Consider the following 20,486-nt stretch of genomic DNA (forward strand, 5'->3'; position numbering starts at 1 on the left):
CACAAGGCGAACAGCGAAGGAGACGGGGTAGATGCAACTGGACTCGGACGCCATGTCCATATGGAGCCTGATCAGCGGAGCCGGGCTGGTCGTGCAGCTGGTCATGCTGCTGCTGGTGGTGCTGTCGGTGATGTCCTGGACGATGATCTGGACGCGCTGGCGCGTGATCGGCAGTGCCCGCCGGGCCGGGGCCGCGTTCGAGGCGCGTTTCTGGTCAGGCGAAGATCTCGCTTCGCTGTATCAGCAAGTCAAGAAGGAGCCTGGTGAAGCCTCGGGGCAGCAGGCCATTTTTCGCGCCGGCTTTCAGGAATTTGTGCGCCTTTCGAAAACATCCCGCGATGCAGATGCCGTGATGGAAGGCACGCAGCGTGCGATGCGCGTGGCACTGCAACGGGAACAGTCGCGGCTCAATCGTACCTTGCCGTTTCTGGCCACAGTGGGCTCCACCAGCCCTTATATCGGCCTGTTCGGCACCGTGTGGGGCATCATGAATTCGTTTCGAGCACTGGCCAATGTCAGCCAGGCCACGCTGGCCGTCGTTGCGCCGGGGATTGCCGAAGCACTGATCGCCACGGCCATGGGGCTGTTCGCCGCCATTCCGGCGGTGGTCGCCTATAACCGCTTTGCGGCGGCTACCGACGAACTGGTGGGCGCATGTGAAATGTTTGCCGAAGAGTTTTCCGCAGTGCTGCATCGGCAGGCCCACGGCCGGGGAGGCGCCTGATGGTCAAGGTAAGGGCGCCGCGCAAGCTGGTGGCAGATATCAACGTCGTGCCTTATATCGACGTGATGCTGGTGCTGCTGGTGGTGTTCATGATTACCGCCCCGATGATGACCCAGGGGTTGCAAGTGGAATTGCCGAAAACCTCCAGCCAGCCGATCACCACCGATGACGAACCGGTGGTGCTTACCGTCAAGCGCGATGGCGGCTACTTCATCAACGTAGGCGAATCCCAACAAAGTTCGGCATCACTGGACACCGTGCGCGGGCATGTGGAGCGCATCCGGCGTAACGCGCCGCAAACGCAATTTCTCGTCGAAGGTGATGCCGATGTGGCCTATGGACGAGTCATAGAACTGATGTCGGCGTTGCAGGGTGCGGGCGTCGAGCGACTGGGCCTGGTCACCGAGCCGCCGGAGACAGGTCGCTGATGAACTGGCGTGACGGGCTGCCCGCCGTCGGGGTGTCGGTGCTGTTGCACCTGCTGGTGGTCGGGCTGGTGATGTTCAGCTGGGCCGGCACGCCGGAGCTGCGGCGCCCGAAACCTGCGCCACCGCATATACAGGCGGTGGTGCTGGAGCGGCCGCAGCCTGCGGCACCAAAGCCTGCCGCGCCGCAACCGCCGCCCCGGCCCACACCGCCCCCGCCCCGGCCCGACCCGCCTGCGCCGAAGCCTGCGCCGCCCAAGCCTGCGCCGACACCGGCGCCAAAGCCTGCGCCGGCACCTGCACCCGAACCGGCGCCGCAGCCTGCTCCGACGCCGCCACCACCTGCGCCCTCATTCGAGCAGCCTGATCTGACCGAATTGCTGGCGCAGGAAGAAGTCACCCGCGCGGAACAGCGGCAGGCCGCCAGCGAGCAGACACCGCAGCCCGCCCAGAGCGACAGCGACAGTCTGGAAGCAGACCCGGAAACGGCAGAATATGTGGCCGCTATCCAGAGCACGGTAGGGCGCCGCTGGACACGCCCGCCCAGCGCCCGCAATGGTATGGAGGTGAAACTCAATGTGAGGCTGGCCCCGGGCGGGGATGTGCTCAGTGTCACGTTACAGCAATCAAGCGGGGATGCGGCACTGGATAGAACAGCCGTTGCAGCGGTCAAAAATGCGGGTCGGCTGCCGGTGCCGGACGGCGCGGCGTTCGAAAAATTTCGTGAATTCACCTTTTTGTTCCGGCCGGAGGATATGCGGTTGTGAGACAGTGGATAGCTATTATCGTCATGGGATGGCTGAGTCTGATGGGCACACCGCTGGCGCACGCCAGCCTGGTCATCGAGATCACCCAGGGCAGGGATGATGCGGTGCCGATTGCGGTGGTGCCGTTTCAGGCCAGCGGCGGGCAACCGGCTGAAGACGTGGCCGCCATCGTGGCGGCGGATCTGCACCGCAGCGGCCAGTTTCGCCCGTTGCCGGTGGGCGATCTGCTCAGCCGTCCGTCGCGTGGTGAGGATATCATCTGGCGCGATTTTCGCGTGATGAAGACCGACTACGTGGTGCTCGGACGTGTGCAGCCGCAGGGCGAAGGCGAATACCGCATTGAGTATGAGCTGCACGATGTGGCACGCGGGGCGCGCCTGCTTGGTGCCAGCTATACCGCCGGGCGGGGTCAGTTGCGAGATGTGGCGCACTCGATCGCGGATCGTGTGTTTGAGCAATTGACCGGTATTCAGGGCGCGTTCAGCACCAAGATTTTGTACGTCACGGTGAACGAGCGTGACGATTACCCGTTTCAACTGCAATATGCAGACGCTGACGGGCATCGGGCACAAACGATCCTGCGTAGCCGCGAGCCGATTATGAGCCCGTCCTGGTCACCGGACGGCAGCCATGTGGCGTATGTGTCGTTTGAGAGCGATGGGTTGCCGAAAATTTATGTGCATGAGCTGGCCACCTCGCAGCGGCGCGTGGTTTCCAGCGAGCGCGGTATCAATGGCGCTCCGGCCTGGTCACCGGATGGTGCGCAGCTGGCGCTGACGTTGTCACGAGATGGTAACCCGCAGATCTACACACTGGATCTGGCCAGCGGGCAACTCACACGGCAGACCAACAGCCGCGCCATTGATACCGAGCCGCGCTGGCTGCCGGATGGCCGCTCGCTGATCTTCACCTCAAGCCGAGGTGGCGGGCCACAGATTTATCGTCTGGATCTGAGCGATAAAAGTGTGCGGCGGCTGACGTTCGAGGGGCGTTATAATGCGCGCCCGGACATTACACCCGACGGACGGCATCTGGTGTTCGTGCATCGCACTGATCGTGGCTTCCAGATCGGTGTGCAGGATTTGAAACGGGGCACATTCAATGTGGTCACCGGTACCAATATGGACGAGTCGCCCAGTGTTGCGCCCAATGGAACTATGATAATTTATGGCACGCAAGAGGGTGGCACTGGAGTCCTCGAGGCCGTATCCATCGATGGCCGCGTCAAAGTGAACCTGCCATCGAAGGAAGGGGAAGTCAGAGAGCCGGCGTGGTCGCCGTTTCTCTGAAAGGATCTAACATCTCATGGGAATCAACAGGAGTTTTTGTCATGCGCCTCACAACTTTCAATAAACTGTTCGTGGCTCTGCTGGCCTCAGCCATGCTTGCCGCCTGCTCCAGCAAGCCCACCGAAGAAGACACCTATGAGACCACTCAGCCTGTGGTCGAGCAGCAACCGCCAGCCACCACCGAGCCGGTTATCCAGCAGCGCCCGACGCGCCCGGACTACAGCAATATTCCGCTGACCGCCGAGAACTATCACAACCACCCGTCGCACTACGACGGCACCACCGATTCCCGCATCATCTATTTTGCTTTCGATCGCTCGGAAGTACCGGCTGCCGCGTTTGACACCCTGCGTGCACACGCCAGCCACCTGAAGAGCAACCGCAATGCCCGTGTGCGCCTGGAAGGCCACACCGATGAGCGCGGCACCCGCGAGTATAACGTGGCTCTGTCCGAGCGCCGTTCCAAGGCGGTAGAGCAGTTCCTGCGTGTACAGGGTGTCTCTGCATCGCAGCTGGAAACGGTTTCCTATGGCGAAGAGAAGCCGGCCGCACGTGGTTCTGATGAGCTGTCCTGGGCCAAAAACCGCCGTGTCGAGCTGAACTACACCTCTGGCCGTCCGTAAGGCATGGCAAGTGTAACCGGCATGAAACGCCTTCTTACAGGCCTTCTGCTGGGGGTGGTGGCGGGGGCTGCGCAGGCGCAGGCCGCCACCGGCCCGCTGACGGTCGAGGATCGGGTTTATCCCCGGCCTCAGTCGTCGGCGGCTACCGATAACCGGGGTGATGCGTCACCCCGGGATCTGTCGGCACAACCCCAGGGCGGCGTGATGATGCTGATGCAGCAGATGCAGCAATATGAAGAAGAGCTGCAACGCTTGCAGGGGCAGATCGAGGAACTGCGCCATGAGCTTGAGCGCGGCCGCGAAGCCGAACGCGCACGCTACGTGGATCTGGATACCCGCATCAATGCGGTGGCCGAAGCTTCGCTGGATCAATCCGCCACTGCCCAGGCGGCAGCCGATGCCACCGAGCAGGCCAATGGCAGCGGCGCCAGTGGCGCCAACGGTGCCAGCCCTGAAAGCGACCGGGCAGCCTATGCTGCGGCGCGTGAAAAATTGCTGGCACGAGACTTTCCAGAGGCCGGCAAGGCCTTCGAGCAATATCTTTCCGATTATTCGCAAGGGCAATTCCGGCCGTTCGCCCACTTCTGGCTTGGTGAAATCTATCGTAGCCAGGCGACACCCGACCGGGCCGGCGCCATGAAGCAGTTCCAGACAGTGGTGGATGATTACCCCGATCACAGCCAGGTGCCTGCCGCGCTCTACAAACTTGCCACATTGCAGGCGGAGTCGGGCGACACCAACCGGGCGCGCGTTACGCTCAACCGGATCGTGCAGCAATACGAGGGTACCTCGGAGGCGCGTCTGGCACAGGGGATGCTCGACCAGCTGAAGTGAAGGCCACCGCGGTATGCTAGAATGGCCGCTTCTGTCAGATAAGCCGGCCGGTCACATCGTGGAATTACGCCTCACCGAAATCTTTCATTCCCTGCAGGGAGAATCCCGCAGTGTCGGGCGCCCGACCGTGTTCGTGCGCCTCACCGGTTGCCCGCAGCGCTGTGTCTGGTGCGATACCGAATACGCCTTTCAGGGCGGTAGCCGCCGTACACTGACCGATATTCTCGCGGAAGTGGCCAGCCACGGTGCGCACTACGTGACAGTGACCGGCGGTGAGCCGCTGGCGCAGCCCAACTGCCTGCCACTGCTGACGCAACTGTGCGATGCCGGTTATGACGTCAGCCTGGAGACCGGCGGCGCCATGGATCTTGCCGGGGTCGATCCACGGGTCAGCGTGGTGATGGATCTCAAAGCTCCCGATTCGGGAGAAATGCACAACAACCGGCTGGGCAACATCGAGCTGCTCAAGGCGAGCGATCAGGTCAAGTTCGTGCTGGCAAGCCGCCGGGATTACGACTGGGCGCGCATGCAGCTGGATCAGCACCAACTGGCGGAACGTGTCAGCGATGTGCTGTTTTCGCCTGTTTGGGGGCAACTACCCCCGGCGCAGCTCGCCCAGTGGATACTTGAGGATCGCCTGCCGGTGCGTTTTCAACTGCAATTGCACAAGCTGCTCTGGGAAGATGCGCGCGGCCGCTGAGCGGTGTTTATTGACAAGGTGAGCCATGAAGAACGCTGTTGTCCTGCTCTCGGGCGGGCTGGATTCTGCAACCTGCCTGGCGATGGCCCGCGAGGCCGGTTACCAGTGCCATGCACTGGCATTTGATTACGGCCAGCGCCACCACACCGAGCTGCACGCCGCCGAACGAGTCGCCAGCAGCCTCGGCGCCGCCAGCTATCGCGTGATCCGGCTTGATCTGGGCACCATCGGCGGCTCGGCACTCACCGACAGCAGCCTGGCCGTGCCGGAAGAAGAGAGCGATGGGATTCCGATCACCTATGTGCCGGCGCGCAACACTGTGTTCCTCTCGCTGGCACTGGGCCTGGCCGAGGTGCTGGATGCCGGCGCGATTTATATCGGCATCAACGCGGTGGATTATTCCGGCTACCCGGATTGCCGCCCGCCGTTCATCGATGCCTTCCGTGCGTTGGCCGCCGTGGCCACCAAAGCGGGCGTCGAGGGCCGTGCCCCGCTGATCGAAACGCCGCTGCTGGATCTCAGCAAAGGCGAGATTATCCGCGCCGGCACCTCGTTGGGGGTGGATTACAGCCTCACGGTGTCGTGTTATCAGGCCGATGAACAAGGGCGTGCCTGTGGCCGCTGTGACAGCTGTCGGCTGCGCCGGGCGGGCTTTGCAGCCGCTTCGGTGGCCGATCCGACGCGCTATGTTTCGGGTGAATGAATAAAAGTTTTCACGATACCCTTGTCATCCCGTAAAAAATTAGTATCATTTGCGCCTCTTTCGGCGGGTCGTTAGCTCAGTGGTAGAGCAGTTGGCTTTTAACCAATTGGTCGATGGTTCGAATCCATCACGACCCACCAACAAATTCCAGAGGGCTCGCAGTCATGCGGGCCCTTGTTGTTTCCGGCCCGCTGAGAGCCGGTGCCAGACAGCACTCGACGTTGCCCAGCTTATATATGTTTCCCTCACTGCATTGTCCGGTTCAGCGCCCGCCAGGATACGGAGTGCGACAGCAGGCGAGCCGAGCGAAGCTGCCGGGGAGCCAGGCGACGACGGGGCAGCGGACCAGTAGCGGGGCGTGGAGGCGCTCTGGAGGTGTGCCGGCGGCACTTGGGGCAAGGCACGCGATAGTGCTCGCCGGGAAACGGGACAGGCGTACTGCGGAGAGGACGGCAGGCTACCTGCCAGATCATTTATCTGTGGTATCATACGCGCTGAAACTGCCTATCAGGCACTCACCAACTTGTTGAAAGGGAAGCAAAACTTTCCTTGTATGCCGATGACTGCACAGGCTATCGAGCTGGTTCGCCAGCACCTCGACGGTATCCAGGCCGTCGACGAGCTAGATTCCGCCCAGCGTGAAAAATACCGCACGCGGATCAAGCAATTATTAAAAGCACGCAACGCCGTATTGGTGGCTCATTACTACACCGACCCGGAGATCCAGTCGCTGGCGGAAGAAACCGGCGGCTGTGTAGCGGATTCGCTGGAAATGGCGCGCTTTGGCAAGGAACATCCGGCTTCCACATTGGTAGTAGCGGGTGTTCGCTTCATGGGCGAGACAGCCAAAATCCTGAGCCCGGAAAAACGCATTCTGATGCCCACGCTGGAAGCGACTTGCTCGCTGGATCTGGGGTGCCCCGCCGATGAATTTTCTGCCTTCTGCGATCAGCACCCGGATCGTACCGTAGTGGTGTATGCCAACACCTCGGCGGCGGTGAAAGCGCGTGCTGATTGGGTGGTCACCTCCAGTATTGCTGTAGAGCTGATCGAGCATCTGGATCGCCAGGGCGAAAAAATCCTGTGGGCGCCGGATCGCCACCTGGGCGATTACGTGGCGCGGCAAACGGGTGCTGATGTGTTGTGCTGGGACAGCGCCTGCATCGTGCACGAGGAATTCAAGGCCCGTGGCGTGCTGGAGCTGAAAGAAGCCTGGCCGGACGCCGCCGTGCTGGTGCATCCGGAATCGCCAGCAGCGATGGTGGATATCGCTGATGTGGTGGGCTCCACATCGCAGCTGATCAAGGCTGCGGTTGAACTGCCGAACCAGACCTTCATCGTTGCCACCGACCGCGGCATTTTCTACAAGATGCAGCAACTGGCGCCGGGCAAACGGTTTCTGGAAGCCCCCACCGCCGGTAGCGGTGCGGAGTGCCGCAGCTGCGCACACTGCCCGTGGATGGCGATGAACGGGCTGGAGAACATGTGCACCGTGCTGGAGAGCGACGACGGCGCAGGCCAGGAAGTGTTTGTTGATCCGGCGATGGCAGAGCAGGCGCTGGTGCCACTGAACCGGATGCTGGAATTCGGTAAATCCCTCAAGCGTTGAACGTGGCGGGGTGCGGTGTGCTCACACATCTGCACCCCGTTTCGTGCTCTCTCGGGTAGCTGTTTGCAGACCCGCCTCGGTTATCATCCTTGCTATGGTCCATGTCGATGCCAAACCGTGTTCGGCGGTTTTCGCTGGCTGATGTGAAGGCAAAAGCACTCCCTTGCGCAAGTGTTTTCATGGCCTTTGACCAGGCTCCCCAGTGTTGAAGACCGGACGTTTTCGGGCGCTTTTCCTGATCCATGGGGAAGCCTGGCGCCTCTCTCAGGCACCTCTCTCAGGCACATAACTCGGACACCTCTCTCTGCCACCTTTCTGTGGCACCTGCCTCGGGCGCGGCGCTTTCGCCGGGCGGCACAATTGTTTGGCTGGCACCTTCGCCTGGCACGGCATTTTCATTGTGTCCGGTGCCGCGGCCGGCGTTGGCACCTTGCTGTCGTTTTTCCCCTATACTTTGCGGTTTGTGATACGCGGAAATCTGCCCCATGTCTTCGGCTTCTGTCAGCACGCTGCGCGATCCGTTGCTGCGGCGTCATCTGCTGGTGTTCTCACTGCTGCTGGTGGTGCTGGGGCTGGCGCATGGCTGGGTGAATCCGCTGCTCGAATATCAGCGCATCGCCATTGTCGATGGTCAGCTGTGGCGGCTGTATAGCGCCCACTTTGTGCATCTGAACCACTGGCATTTGCTGATGAATCTTGGCGGTTTTCTGCTGTGTGCCTGGTTCTTTCCCGATATTTACAGCCGCCGCCTGCTGTGGCTGTGGCTGCTGGTATCGCCGTTGGTGGTGAGCCTGCTGATGCTGTACGTGGATCAGGCCAACGGGCCTTATGTCGGGCTATCCGGGATTTTGCACGGCTGGCTGGTGCTGGCGTTGCTGCTGGGTTTTCGCACCCATCCCTGGCTGCATGGGCTGGTGCTGGCGCTGGTAGCGGGCCGGCTGATCGGGGAGCAATTGCCGGGTTACGATGCGGAATACCTGCGTTACTGGATTGATGGCCGGGTTTACGTCAATGCCCACTTGTATGGCGCGCTCACAGGGGTATTGCTGGCCGCAGGGGTAGCGCTGGTGCACCGGCGGCGCCGGTCATTCATGGAAAATAGCGCGGCCAGGCTCTAGACTGCCTGTCCCATCTGCTCTGAAGAATGTAATGGACGAATTGCACCGACAGGCTTATCTGCGTGCCATGGGCTTTACCCCGTGGGTGGCCGGTGCTGCGTTGCCGGGCGCTGCGCCGTCGCCCAGGCTGGCCGCCCCGGCGCCGCCGGAGCCCGCCGAGATGGCTGCAAGCGCCATGAGGGCCATGAGCGCAGCAGCGTCGCCCGAAAATGCGCCGGTTGCGGCTCGGGCCGCAGCCGATGCCGGGCGGCCGCCCTTGCCGTCGCTTGAGAAGGCACTTGAGGGCGGGCAGGCACCTGCGCCCCCGGCTCCGCGCCCGCCCACAGCCGCGGTGGCCCAGGGCCCGCGCTTCACCTTGCAGGCGTTTGCAACGCCGAATGTATGGGTGGTGCTGGAACAGGAGCAGGCCGATGCGCCAGGTTTCGGGCGGGAGGCGCAGCAACTGGCCGCCAACCTGCTGCGTGTCTGGCGTGTGGAACCGGGCCAGCCGCGCCGTTTTCTGTGCCCGCCGGATGGCCGGCCGATGGCGGCAGATCAGGCTGCATTGGCGCTCGGCGCGTTTCTCGGCGGGCTGGGCCGCAGCGGCACGCCGCGCATTTTATTGTGCGCCAGTGAGGCCACAGCGGCGCTGATCTTGCCGGCGCGCTTTCGTGCCGTGCCGCAGGGCCACAGCCTGTGGCTGGCGGTCAGCTCATTGGCGGAAATGCTGGCCGAGCCAGTCGAGCACAAGCGCCGTACCTGGCGCGCGATGGTAGAGGCCGGTTTTCATGCTTGAGACGTGCCATGCCTGAGATGCCGGCCCCTTGGCAGTTGCGGCCGATGCAGGAGGCGGATCTTGCTGCGGTGGCCACGCTGGAGGCGCAAAGCCAGTTCACCCCCTGGAGCGAGCAGGTGTTTCGCGACTGTCTGAGCGAGGGCTATCTGTGCCGGGTGGTCACGGACGTGGCCGGAGCAGTGGTGGCGTTTGTCATCATCTATTGCGTGCTGGATGAAGCTCACGTGCTGAATATTGCCGTGGCGCCTGGCTATCAGCGGCGAGGCATTGCTGCCGCGTTGCTGCGCGAGATGATGGATGTGCTGCGGCCGGATACGCGCTGCCTGTTTCTGGAGGTGCGCGAGAGCAATCAAGCGGCGCGTGCGCTTTATCAGCGGCTGGGGTTTGTCGGTACCGGTATGCGGCGCAATTATTACCGCACCGCCGACGGCCATGAAGATGCCGTGTTGATGCGCTGCGAGTTGCCGGCCTGAAGGGGGCGTGGTGATTCGTCAGCGCAAGTTCGTTCTGCTACGTTGGGCAAGGCAGAAGTCTGTCGGCAATGTGTATGGAAAGGAAGGCATCGCTGGGGATCGGCAGCAATGAAAAAACAAATCCTTGCCAGTGATAAAACCCGTCAGGTGACGCTGCTTCTGGTAGACGACTCGCCCGATCTATTGGCGGTGCTGGTGGATTTTCTGCGGCCTGTCGGCTGGCGGCTGGTGCTGGCAAGCGACGGCCAGGAGGGCTACCAGAAAGCCACCGTGCTACAGCCCGATCTGATTCTTCTAGATGTATGGATGCCTCGCACCGACGGCTTTGCGGCGTTGCGGCTGTTGAAAGCCGACCCGCGCACCCGCGATATCCCGGTGATTTTTTTATCCGGCGCCCAGGCAGTGGAAGAGCGGCTGACCGGGCTGCGGCTGGGCGCGGTGGATTATGTCAGCAAGCCGTTCTCACCCGAAGAGGTGCTGGTGCGCATCAATATTCATCTGGACCTGCATCGCCGCCGTGCCGCCGACGCCAGCGCCATTGATGCAGAAAAGCCGCTGGCCCCCGGCCGCATCAGCACCACCGTGTGCGCGGCCATGAATGTGCTGCGGCAGGATCTTGGCCAGGCACCGTCGCTGACGGAGCTTGCGCACCAGGTGGGCACCAACGAGCGGCGGCTCAATGAGCTGTTCCGCAAGGAAACCGGGGCCACGGTATTTGCCTGGCTGCGCGAGCAACGTTTTCTGCTGGCCTGCGAACTGCTCGCCGAGACAGCGCTTGAGATCCAGCAGATCAGCGATCAGGTGGGTTACGGCAATGCCGCCAACTTCACCACCATGTTCAAGGAGCGCTTCGGTGTCACGCCGGGCGCTTACCGACGCTCGCGTCAGGTATACCATGATGGCGATGCCGATTGAGACGGCCATCAGCTGACTGTTTCCGGGAAATACCATTCTTGATTTCTGAAATCCGGGTAAATTGCTGTGATGTGAGTCACAAAGTTTGCCTTACCTGGGGCTGGTGCCGCTGAGCCGTGCAACGCTGTTGCCGCAGGGGTTGGTGGTCAGCCATGTGGTGCTGATGTTGTCCGGGATGGCGGTGCGCATCAGCTCGGCGCGCCGCCTGGAGCGTAATGCCGAGCGTGAGCGATTGCGGGTGGCGGCAGAAATGCACACGTTGCTGGAGCATCAGGTGGCCGAGCGCACCACCGCCTTGCGCACTGAGTTGCAGGCGCGCCGTCAGGCCGAGCGCAAGCTCAATGACATGCTCAGCGAACAGCGTTCATTTCTCGCCATGGTGTCCCATGAATTCCGCACGCCGCTGGCGGTGATGGGTATGGTAGCGCACAACATCGGTGCCCGGCATGAGGATAACGCTGCCACCTGCGCAGATGTGGCCCGAGCAACCCGCGCCAACCAGCGCTTGCTGGGCCTGGTGGATGCGTGCCTGAACAGCGAATGGCTCGATAGCGCCGAGATGCGCTTGCGCCTGCAATGGCAGGATGTCTCGCGGCTGTTGCGTGAGTCCTGTGAGCAGCGGCGCCATGCCAGCGGCCGGGAAATCACGCTGACGGCGCCCGTGCAACCCGTCATGTCGAAAGTGGATGCCGCGTTGATACAGGTGGTGTTCGACAACCTGATCGGCAATGCGCTCAAGTATGCCCGGCCGGATTCGCCGGTATTGCTAAGTGTGCGGCGCCAGCCTGATGGGGCGGTGGAAATCGCCGTGGCGGATCAGGGCCCGGGGGTGCCGCCGGACGAGCAGGCGCAGGTGTTCGAGCGTTACTACCGCTCGCCCGGCGTACTCAGTCATAGCGGTATCGGCATCGGGCTGCATATCGTCAAGCGCATCGTCACGCTCCACGATGGTACTGTGTGGCTGGATGCCCGCTATCGTGAAGGCGCCCGTTTCGTGGTGCGTCTTCCGCCTTCGGCCTCGTGATCCGGGCCGTTTCGCTACTGGTAACAGAGCGGTGACGGTGTTGTCACTTGTGCAGGCGGTCTATACTGCGCCTCGCACTATCTTGAGGCCCTGTATGAATCCGCTCGACGAAATCCGTAAACGGCGCACTTTCGCCATCATCTCCCACCCGGATGCCGGGAAGACCACCATTACCGAAAAGCTGCTGCTGTACGGTAACCAGATTCAGATGGCAGGCACCGTGAAAGGTAAGAAATCCGGCCGCCATGCCACCTCCGACTGGATGGAGATGGAGAAGGAGCGCGGTATCTCGGTGACCACTTCGGTGATGCAGTTTCCCTACCGGGAGGCGATGGTGAATCTGCTCGATACACCAGGCCACGCCGATTTCTCGGAAGATACCTACCGCACCCTGACCGCTGTGGACGCGGCGCTGATGGTGATTGACGCCGCCAAGGGCGTGGAGGAGCGCACCATCAAGCTGATGGAAGTGTGCCGGCTGCGGGATACGCCGATTCTTACCTTTATCAACAAGCTGGATCGCGACGTGCGTGAGCCTATCGAAGTGCTCGACGAGATCGAAGACGTGCTCAAGATCGAATGCGCACCAGTGACCTGGCCGATCGGCATGGGCAAGAGCTTCAAGGGTGTCTACAACCTGCTGCGTGATACCACGGTGCTGTATCAAAGCGGGCAGGGGCACGCCATTCAAGCGGTGCGCGAGATAAAGGGGCTGGATAATCCCGAGCTGGATGCCGCTGTGGGCAGCTACGCCGACGAGCTGCGGGAAATGCTGGAGCTGGTGCGCGGTGCCAGCCACGAGTTTGATCTGGAGCGGTTTCTCGCCGGCAAGCTGACACCGGTATTTTTCGGCACGGCACTGGGCAACTTCGGTGTCGATCATATGCTTGATGGCTTGGTGGAGTGGGCACCGCCGCCGCAGCCGCGTGCAGCCATCGAGCGCATTGTGGATGCCTCTGAGCCGAAATTTACCGGCTTTGTTTTCAAGATTCAGGCCAATATGGATCCGAAGCACCGCGATCGTGTTGCATTCATGCGCATTTGCTCGGGCCGTTATGAAAAAGGCATCAAACTCAAGCAGTGCCGCACGGGCAAGGATATGCGTATCGCCGATGCGCTGACATTTCTCGCCGGGGAACGTGAAAATGTCGAGGAGGCATTTGCCGGCGATATCATCGGCCTGCATAACCACGGCACTATCCAGATTGGTGACACCTTCACCGAAGGTGAAGCGCTGCAATTTACCGGAATTCCCCACTTTGCCCCGGAACTGTTTCGTCGTGTGGTGCTACGTGATCCGCTGAAAAGCAAGCAATTGCACAAAGGGCTGACGCAGCTGGCGGAAGAAGGCGCCACGCAAGTATTTTTCCCGCTGCGCAATAACGATGTGATCCTGGGCGCGGTGGGCACCTTGCAATTTGATGTGGTCGCCCACCGGCTCAAGCACGAATATGGTGTGGAGTGCGCCTATGACGTGGTGAACGTGGCCACGGCACGCTGGGTAGAAGCGGCAAACGAGCGCGAGCTGGAGGCGTTCCGCGCCAAAGCCTACGACAACCTGTCGATTGACGGCGCCGGGCACCTGACATATCTGGCACCCACCCGCGTGAACCTGTCGCTGGCAGAAGAGCGGCACCCGGAAATCCGATTCAACGAAACACGGGAAATCTGAGACGGTCGCGGTGCTTGCCAAGATCGCGCCGGGCGTCGCAACCCGACAGCGGGCACGGTGGGAAAGCCGTTTCGTATGGCGTGGCGCTGATGTGAGGCCGTGGCAAGCGATGGCGGTGGAGCGCTCTGGTGTGTTGTGCTGATCGTGGGCCGAGGGTCGCAGGCATTGTGCTGCGGCCCTCTTCCTCAGCGGTGTTTTCGCCGCGACGGCTTCCCGCCCGCTGCACCTGCGTGCCTGCTACCGTTTGCTCGGCGGCGGCCGTGGCAGTCTGGTGCGGCGCCTCAGGCCCGATGCCGTTCTGGGCCGGGGCGGCAGCATGTGTGGCTGGGAAAATATGATTGTCAGCGTTAGGGCGAGTGTCCGATATAGTGTCAGATAACCGAAAATTTCCCGAAGGAGAATGCTGTGAGTGAATTGCCACCCTGCCCGACGTGCGGCGAAGGCTACACCTATGAGGATCAGGGTTTTCTGGTGTGCCCATCCTGCGGTGAAGAGTGGGCGGCCGATGCGGCGGGCGCACCTGCCGCAGAGGACGTTATCACCGATGCAAACGGCAATCCGCTGGCGGATGGCGATACCGTTACGGTCATCAAGGATCTGAAAGTGAAAGGCTCTTCCACCGTGGTAAAGGTAGGCACCAAGGTGAAAAATATTCGCCTGGTGGGCGGTGATCATGATATCGACTGCAAGATCGACGGCATCGGCGCGATGAAACTGAAATCGGAATTCGTGCGAAAAGTGTGATCGCTATGTGCCGGGGCGGGGGCACGCTTCACCCGCTCTGGTCACTGATGTCACAGTGATGCCATTTAGTCTTCTGGCTGATGCTGTAATACTCACTGCTTGCCATCAAACGGGGCTCCGGTCGAACGATAAGCAGCGGCGGCTCTGATGGAGCAATGACAAGCATTTGGGGATATTGATGAAGCGTATCTTTTTCGGGTTGCTGATCAGCCTGTGCCTGCCTGCGGCGGCAAACGCCGATAATTATATCGGCCTCAACTATCTTGAAACCCGTTACGATGAGCGCGGCTTTGATACCTCCAAGCCCACCGCGTGGGCGCTGCGTTTCGGCAGTGCGCTATCGGAAAATGTCGCCATCGAAGCACGGCTCGGCTCTGGCGTATCGTCCGACAGGCTGGAGATTGATCCGACCACCCATGCGAGCCTGGAGATCAAGCAGCTCTTTGGTGTTTATGCACGCCTGCTAGCGCCGTTGGGTGAGCGCGTCACGGTATACGGCCTGGCCGGCATCACGCGCGTCAAGCTGGAAGCCAGTGCGAGGATGCACGGCTTCGGAGTGAAAGTTTCCGAGTCCGAGACGGATCTTTCCATCGGTGCGGGCGTGGATCTGATGTTGACCACCAACGGATTTATCAACCTGGAGTATGCGCTGCTGCAAAGTGATGATGATGCTTATGATCTGGATGCGTTATCCATCGGGGTAGGGCTGCGTTTCTAGAGTGAGCCGGCCGCTGCCCGGTCTGGGCGGGCAGCGCCGGGTGTGTTTGAATGGCAGGCAGCGAAGCTTGCCGGATAACAATTCAATCGTGAACCAAGGGAGTGTATGCGCGTGAAACGTGGATTATTACTGATGGCTGTAGGGGCGGCGGCAATGCCGCTGGCGGCGATGGCAAACCCGGATTCCTATGCGGCGCTGCAATTGTCGCAGGTGGAGTATTCCGAAAGCGGTGCGCCTGATCTGGAGCCGACTGCGCTGACGGCGCGACTGGGCGCCAACCTGAGCCCCAACTTTGGCCTGGAGCTGCGAGTGGGAACAGGGCTGTCGGATGATTCTATCACCGTAGGCCCCGAGAAACTGACGCTGGAGCTGGATAACGCTATCAGCGCTTACGCACGCGTGATGGCACCCATGGGTGAGCGGTTTACAGCCTACGCCATGGTGGGCCTGACGCGCAGCAAGATCACCGCGAAGTTTCGCGACGCCACAGGCAGTTTCAGCATGTCGGACTCCGAAACGGATCTGTCCTACGGTGTCGGCGGTGAGCTGCTGCTTAACGTGAACACCTTTGTTTCGGTGGAATATGCTCGCCTGCTGGATGGCGATGACTACGAGCTTGATGCACTGTCGATCGGTCTCGGTTTCCGTTTCTAGGATTGATCGATAGAAGGAAAGCGGCGTAGGCAAAAAACACTACGCCGTTTTTTTAGTGCCGGGCTGGATGCTCAGACGCGCCAGCCGGGGCGGATATTTTGCCATGCCCCCTGCGCTGATGGGCGTTATCGCTGCCGGCAAAGCCCTTCGATGATGCAAGCTCGGTGTGAAAGCATGGACGAGGTGGCGACTCGGTGGGCGACGCCTTCAATAAAAGGCACCTTCAATAAACGACGCCTTCAATTGCCGCAGTGCGTCAGGCGTGGCGCCGTTGGGGCTGTGCTCCAGCCGGAACAGCGCCGCGACCAGGTTACGGCCGGCGGGTTTTCACGATCACTCAGTGAAAGATGTCGTCGATCGTCTCGACCTCGTAGACCAGATCAGCCCAGGCTTCCAGCTGCGGCAGAGTGGCCTCGGCCAGCCGCTGCGCCAATGGCTCCGGCACGCTGCCGAAGCGACGGAGCAATTGGCGATGCAGCACGGTTCGAACGCCTTGTGCCACACCTTGCTCCACTCCCTGCTCCAGGCCCTGCTCCAGGCCTTCTTGCAGCCCTTCTTGGCGAAATTGCGCCTTCCATTCGCGAATGCGGTCTTCCAGCATGGTGTTGGCCTCCTGTAGGTCGTTGATCTCGCGCCAGTATGTCTGCGGATCCAGGCTCGGCCCCCGGCGCCGGAGCCATTCCACGAAATGGCGTCTCAAATCTGCCAGTTCCGGTGTCTTCAACCAGTCTACCAGAAGCGCCAGCACCTGCCGCAGCGCCTCCGGCGTGGCGCTGTGTTCCAGCCGGAACAGCGCCGCGACCAGATTGCGGCCCGCTGGCAGCTCATGGGCCTGATAGCGCCCTTCGTCCAGCAGCAGAAAGCGTTGCCGGGGCTGGAATTCGTGCAGGGCCTGCGGCATGGGCTGGATCAGATCGGCCAGATCCACCGAGGCGCGCCAGCGGGGTTTGCCGTTATATAGCACGATCGGCAGCACCGGCGGAAGCAGGGGGCTGTTGCCGGGCTCACGCCGTTTGATCAGATCCTGATACAGCAGCCCGATATAACTGAGCACGCGCACCGGCATGAAACGATCCACTGTGGATTGAAACTCCAGCAGCAGGTACACATACACCCAGCGCGGCCCCCAGCGTACCCGCCAGACCGCATCACTGTGGCGGCTGCGCAGATCGTCGCTGACATAGCTGCCGTTCATTTTTTCCAGCGAATCCAGATCCAGTTCTCTGACCCAGTCGCCGGGCACGAAACCCTTCAATAACTCACGCACCATTTCGGCGTGTGCGAACAGCAGCCGGTAGCTGGTGTCGTGATTGTCCATGGGCACCTCCCTGTGGCGCCGGTGTGGTATTTTTGTGCACTCTTCTGTGCACTTTCCCTTGCGCCAGTGTTTGCGCACTGGTGATCTGGCAGCGTACTGGCCCTGGTAAGGGGCTGTCTGTCTGAGAAGGCGGAAAAAGGTGTAGGCGTTGTACGACGAAAGATGTAAGACATTGGCGCCGGTGGGTGCGTCGGCCCCGGCTCTGCCGGGGTCGCGCTCAATGTATCGAGGCTGTGGTCTGTATATTGGCCAAGGCTTTATCGCAGAGTTGATCGCCGGCTTCAGAGGCAGCGTGATCGAGAGGTGTATCTCTTCGGGGGGCAGTGCCCCGGAATGACTCCGGGGCACTGCGGAAATACCTCGGCGGTAGTGCTCTGTATGAGGACGTCAGGGGCAGGCGCGGCCGTTCTCATAATTGCTATCCACCACGCTATCAATCCACTGGCGCAGTAGCGCGACAGCTTCGTCATGGGCCACGCTGCGGGCGATGGGCGGCATCAGCCGCTGCGGGTCGTTTTCCGCTTCCATGCGGCAGGTCAGGATGGAGCTGTCAGCGCTGCCGGGTACCACCACAAACTGATGGCCGCAGGAGCCGCCGCCAGTGGCGGTGGGTTGTTTGCAAATGCCGTAACTGGCGTTTACCGGGCGAAAATGATCCAGGTAATAGCCGGTGTTGGAGGCGGCGCCCCGGTCGTTATGGCAATGCTGGCAATTTACTTCCATGTAGGCGCGCAGGCGTTGCTCGATATCGGCCGGGGAGTGGGCGCTGTGGCCGCCATCGCCCGGCACGTTCCAGCGCGGCAAGCGCTCGATGTTGATCGCCACACCATCGCCATCAAGGGTGAGCGCCGGCGCACCGGCCAACAGCCCGTGCTCCACCCAATACTGAAGCTGGTTCACGCGTGGAAAACCGGCCTGCCCCTGGTTGCCCATGAAGGCGGTTTCCGGCACGTAGGCGCGGTTCAGGTTACGCGGTTTGGGGCCGATCGGCGCGGAGCCTGCGACGTTGTCATCGTTGCCGTGGCAGGTAATGCACTGGCCCGCGTTGGGCACCTGATAGGCGCTGGTGCTGCCGATCGAGAGGATGCCGCTGTCGCTGTCACGGAAATGCCAGTCCGCCGGCACAGTGGCACCGCCCATGGCGAGACGGGCGACCGGCGCGCCGGTGTCATCGGTTTCCCAGAGGTAGGGCAGGCCCTCCCAGAAAGGCTTGCCGCTCTGGCTCAGGCGCTTGATCAGCAGCCGTGTTTCCACGGGCGTTTCCGTGCCGTTGGCTTCGTGGGTAAAGGCGAAGGTTTTTGCCAGCACGGTGCCCACCGGGAACAGCAGGGTGCCATTGGGGTTCTGGCCAGCTTGCCCGTCGCGATACACCACCTGGGTGCCGGGTGGGATGAACGCCACGCGATACTTGGTGGCGTAATCGGAAAACAGCCGCGTGTTGAGCACGAACGGCACGCCATCTTCGTGCGGCATGCTACGCGGGTCGCGGGGATCTGCAAACAGATTGTATTGCGCCAGCAGTGGGCAGTTTACCGCCAGCGCGTCACGGTTGATCTCGCCGGGCGCCAGCTCGGCTTCGCATAGCTGGCGCACTTCTTCTTCGGAGATGGCCGGGTCGAAATCACCGCTAGGCTCGAACGGCGGAATTTGCACGCGGGGCAGCGGCGGCAGCAGTTGGCCATGGCGCGCCTGGCAATCCAGCTCGCCAAGATTGGTGCTGGACGGGAAATTCAGCACGCCGCCCACGATTGCCAATAGCCCTTCCGGCGTGAGTATCGACAGATCCTGCTCCAGCACCGCAATCAACAGTTCCAGGCCGGCGGTGCCATGAAAATTCAGATAAGGCGCGCTGTCATTGGCGAATTCGTTGCTGTGAACACAAGCGCCCCATTGCGGCAATTTACGCTGGCCCTGATCGTCGAATTTATAGGCGTTGTAGTGGCAGCCAGGGTTGGGGTGTTCATTGGTGTGGATAGGCTTGCCGTGGCTATCGGCGGGCACCGGCTTGCCGTTGGCGTCCACGGGATAGGGGCAGTCTGCGTCAAGCTCATCCAGCAGGCCATCCCAGATAATGTGCGCACCCCGGCCCAGATTGGCCAGATTCTGCAAGCTGTCGAGCAATTCCAGCGGGTTGTTCAGCGTCGGCAGGTTTTTCAGGCCGATCAAGGTTGGCAACAATGTTTCGATGTCACCCTGCAAGGCTTTTTCCAGATCGGGTGGCGGTAATGAATAGCCGGAGCGGCGCATGATGTTGTTGTGTATGTGCAGGCCCTCGGTGTAGGGGTCAAGCTTGCGATCCGCAGTGCCGCCGGCGCCATCGATCAGCGCGTAACTGATGTAAAGGATGGCGGCAGTGCTGTGATCTTCGAACAGGTTGTCGTACACCTCGATATTGTCGTAGCCCAGCGTGATCAGGCCGGAGCCGCGTGGCACCATGGAGACCAACCCGCTGTGGGCAAAGTTGTAGGTGTTATTGTTGCGGGCAATATTGTTGAGCATCACCGAGGTATCACCGTACTGGGTGATGTTTTCCAGATCATAAATCAGAAAGCCGCCGGTGTTGCACTCGGCCAGATTGCTGTCGTATTCCCCGCCACGCACGTTCTCGATTTCGAAGCCCATGACATTATAGGCGGCGCGGCTGTTGCGGATGATGGCGGTGTTGGTCTGGCCTACATAGATGCCGGCATCGGAGGCGCCGATGGATTCGGCGTTGTCCACCAGAATGTATTGCGACTCCACCGGGTAAACGCCATAGCGGCCGCTACTGGAGCTGGGTACATAATCCGGTGCGGGATCGCCCTCGTTCAGTGGCGGGCTGGTGCAGGCTACATGCAGCCGGGTATCCATATTGGCGGCGGTGATCGGGCCGCCACCGCCAGACCAGATGGCGCGGATATTTTCCAGCGTGCCCCATTTCACACCCTTGAGCTTGAAGGCATCTCCCGGCGAATCGAGGATGGTCAGATCACGCACCGTGATGCCGCGCACGTTCAGCGCCTCAAGGCCAGAAGCGTTCACCGAGCCACGGAATGACAGCACGGTATCGTCACGGCCGCAGCCGGTGATGGTCACATCTTCCGTTGCCTGCACCAGCAGACCCTGATCCAGCTCGAAAAAGCCGCATTCGAAGGCCAGCGTATCACCGGGCCGCAGCTGGATCATCGCGGCCACCATCTGCGAGGTGGCTTGCGCGCCGGGGCTGATGGTGAAAGTACGCCCCTCGCTGGCTGGCGGTGGTGGGTTGCCGTCGCCTGGTGTTGGCGGGTTGCTTCGGCTGCCACTGCTGCTGCCGCCGCACGAGGCCAAGGTAAAGCATGCCAGAAGAGCGATCAGATACCCTGCGCGCTTATTCATGAAAATCTCCCACGCTGCTGACCGATCCGTGCCTGACGGCCGGC

20 protein-coding genes and 1 tRNA gene are annotated in these 20,486 nt (G+C 61.4%); 19 read left to right on the forward strand and 2 right to left on the reverse strand.

What is annotated here, in order from left to right:
- Window positions 1–31: 31 nt before the first annotated feature.
- The 19 genes from tolQ to MU846_RS10895 all read left to right on the forward strand — a co-directional run bounded on the left by tolQ (window position 32) and on the right by MU846_RS10895 (window position 15,767).
- Entirely contained in the window at window positions 32–724 is a 693-nt protein-coding gene (gene tolQ, locus MU846_RS10805) for a protein TolQ (protein WP_246952597.1), read from the forward strand.
- The gene (gene tolR, locus MU846_RS10810; RefSeq protein WP_246952599.1) at window positions 724–1,152 is read left to right on the forward strand and encodes a protein TolR; all 429 of its coding nucleotides are present in this window, start codon (window positions 724–726) and stop codon (window positions 1,150–1,152) included. Before tolQ ends, tolR begins: the two co-directional genes overlap by 1 nt.
- Window positions 1,152–1,916, forward strand: coding sequence for a cell envelope integrity protein TolA (gene tolA, locus MU846_RS10815; RefSeq protein ID WP_246952601.1), 765 nt, complete (start codon window positions 1,152–1,154; stop codon window positions 1,914–1,916). The genes tolR and tolA overlap by 1 nt, the downstream gene beginning before the upstream one ends.
- A 23-nt stretch (window positions 1,917–1,939) precedes the next feature.
- Entirely contained in the window at window positions 1,940–3,205 is a 1,266-nt protein-coding gene (tolB, locus tag MU846_RS10820; protein WP_246952876.1) for a Tol-Pal system beta propeller repeat protein TolB, read from the forward strand.
- A 41-nt stretch (window positions 3,206–3,246) separates the two neighbouring features.
- On the forward strand, window positions 3,247–3,828 hold the full coding sequence (gene pal, locus MU846_RS10825; protein ID WP_246952604.1) for a peptidoglycan-associated lipoprotein Pal: 582 nt from the start codon (window positions 3,247–3,249) through the stop codon (window positions 3,826–3,828).
- 21 nt (window positions 3,829–3,849) lie between these two features.
- Window positions 3,850–4,662, forward strand: a complete 813-nt coding sequence (gene ybgF, locus MU846_RS10830) for a tol-pal system protein YbgF (RefSeq protein WP_246952606.1) — start codon at window positions 3,850–3,852, stop codon at window positions 4,660–4,662.
- Between the two features lie 58 nt (window positions 4,663–4,720).
- A complete protein-coding gene (queE, locus tag MU846_RS10835; RefSeq protein ID WP_246952608.1) occupies window positions 4,721–5,362 on the forward strand; it encodes a 7-carboxy-7-deazaguanine synthase QueE in 642 nt (213 codons plus the stop codon).
- Between the two features lie 25 nt (window positions 5,363–5,387).
- Window positions 5,388–6,065, forward strand: coding sequence for a 7-cyano-7-deazaguanine synthase QueC (queC, locus tag MU846_RS10840; protein ID WP_246952610.1), 678 nt, complete (start codon window positions 5,388–5,390; stop codon window positions 6,063–6,065).
- 65 nt (window positions 6,066–6,130) lie between these two features.
- A tRNA-Lys gene (locus MU846_RS10845) sits at window positions 6,131–6,205 on the forward strand.
- Window positions 6,206–6,624: 419 nt separating this feature from the next.
- Window positions 6,625–7,674 carry a quinolinate synthase NadA gene (gene nadA / locus MU846_RS10850; RefSeq protein ID WP_246952878.1) on the forward strand — a complete coding sequence of 350 codons (1,050 nt, stop codon included), beginning with the start codon at window positions 6,625–6,627 and terminating at the stop codon, window positions 7,672–7,674.
- A gap of 485 nt (window positions 7,675–8,159) precedes the next feature.
- Complete coding sequence (rrtA, locus tag MU846_RS10855; RefSeq protein ID WP_246952612.1) at window positions 8,160–8,792, forward strand: rhombosortase; 633 nt, start codon at window positions 8,160–8,162, stop codon at window positions 8,790–8,792.
- A gap of 31 nt (window positions 8,793–8,823) precedes the next feature.
- The gene (locus tag MU846_RS10860; RefSeq protein ID WP_246952614.1) at window positions 8,824–9,567 is read left to right on the forward strand and encodes a hypothetical protein; all 744 of its coding nucleotides are present in this window, start codon (window positions 8,824–8,826) and stop codon (window positions 9,565–9,567) included.
- Window positions 9,568–9,575: 8 nt separating this feature from the next.
- On the forward strand, window positions 9,576–10,040 hold the full coding sequence (gene rimI, locus MU846_RS10865; RefSeq protein WP_246952616.1) for a ribosomal protein S18-alanine N-acetyltransferase: 465 nt from the start codon (window positions 9,576–9,578) through the stop codon (window positions 10,038–10,040).
- A gap of 108 nt (window positions 10,041–10,148) precedes the next feature.
- Window positions 10,149–10,955: a response regulator transcription factor gene (locus MU846_RS10870; protein ID WP_246952618.1), complete on the forward strand. Its 807-nt coding sequence runs from the start codon at window positions 10,149–10,151 to the stop codon at window positions 10,953–10,955.
- An 85-nt stretch (window positions 10,956–11,040) separates the two neighbouring features.
- A complete protein-coding gene (locus MU846_RS10875; protein ID WP_246952620.1) occupies window positions 11,041–11,979 on the forward strand; it encodes a sensor histidine kinase in 939 nt (312 codons plus the stop codon).
- A gap of 94 nt (window positions 11,980–12,073) precedes the next feature.
- Complete coding sequence (gene prfC, locus MU846_RS10880) at window positions 12,074–13,651, forward strand: peptide chain release factor 3 (protein ID WP_246952622.1); 1,578 nt, start codon at window positions 12,074–12,076, stop codon at window positions 13,649–13,651.
- Window positions 13,652–14,056: 405 nt separating this feature from the next.
- A complete protein-coding gene (locus MU846_RS10885; protein ID WP_246952624.1) occupies window positions 14,057–14,395 on the forward strand; it encodes a zinc ribbon domain-containing protein YjdM in 339 nt (112 codons plus the stop codon).
- Window positions 14,396–14,573: 178 nt separating this feature from the next.
- Complete coding sequence (locus tag MU846_RS10890; RefSeq protein ID WP_246952627.1) at window positions 14,574–15,113, forward strand: porin family protein; 540 nt, start codon at window positions 14,574–14,576, stop codon at window positions 15,111–15,113.
- A gap of 111 nt (window positions 15,114–15,224) precedes the next feature.
- The gene (locus MU846_RS10895) at window positions 15,225–15,767 is read left to right on the forward strand and encodes a porin family protein (RefSeq protein WP_246952629.1); all 543 of its coding nucleotides are present in this window, start codon (window positions 15,225–15,227) and stop codon (window positions 15,765–15,767) included.
- 337 nt (window positions 15,768–16,104) lie between these two features.
- On the opposite strand, the gene MU846_RS10900 is transcribed toward MU846_RS10895, so the two are convergent.
- Both MU846_RS10900 and MU846_RS10905 read right to left on the reverse strand, forming a co-directional pair.
- Entirely contained in the window at window positions 16,105–17,085 is a 981-nt protein-coding gene (locus MU846_RS10900) for an Rpn family recombination-promoting nuclease/putative transposase (protein WP_246952631.1), read from the reverse strand.
- Window positions 17,086–17,472: 387 nt separating this feature from the next.
- On the reverse strand, window positions 17,473–20,442 hold the full coding sequence (locus tag MU846_RS10905) for a parallel beta-helix domain-containing protein (RefSeq protein ID WP_246952633.1): 2,970 nt from the start codon (window positions 20,440–20,442) through the stop codon (window positions 17,473–17,475).
- Window positions 20,443–20,486: the final 44 nt, after the last annotated feature.

Source organism: Alcanivorax quisquiliarum (assembly GCF_023051175.1).
Lineage (GTDB): Bacteria > Pseudomonadota > Gammaproteobacteria > Pseudomonadales > Alcanivoracaceae > Isoalcanivorax > Isoalcanivorax quisquiliarum.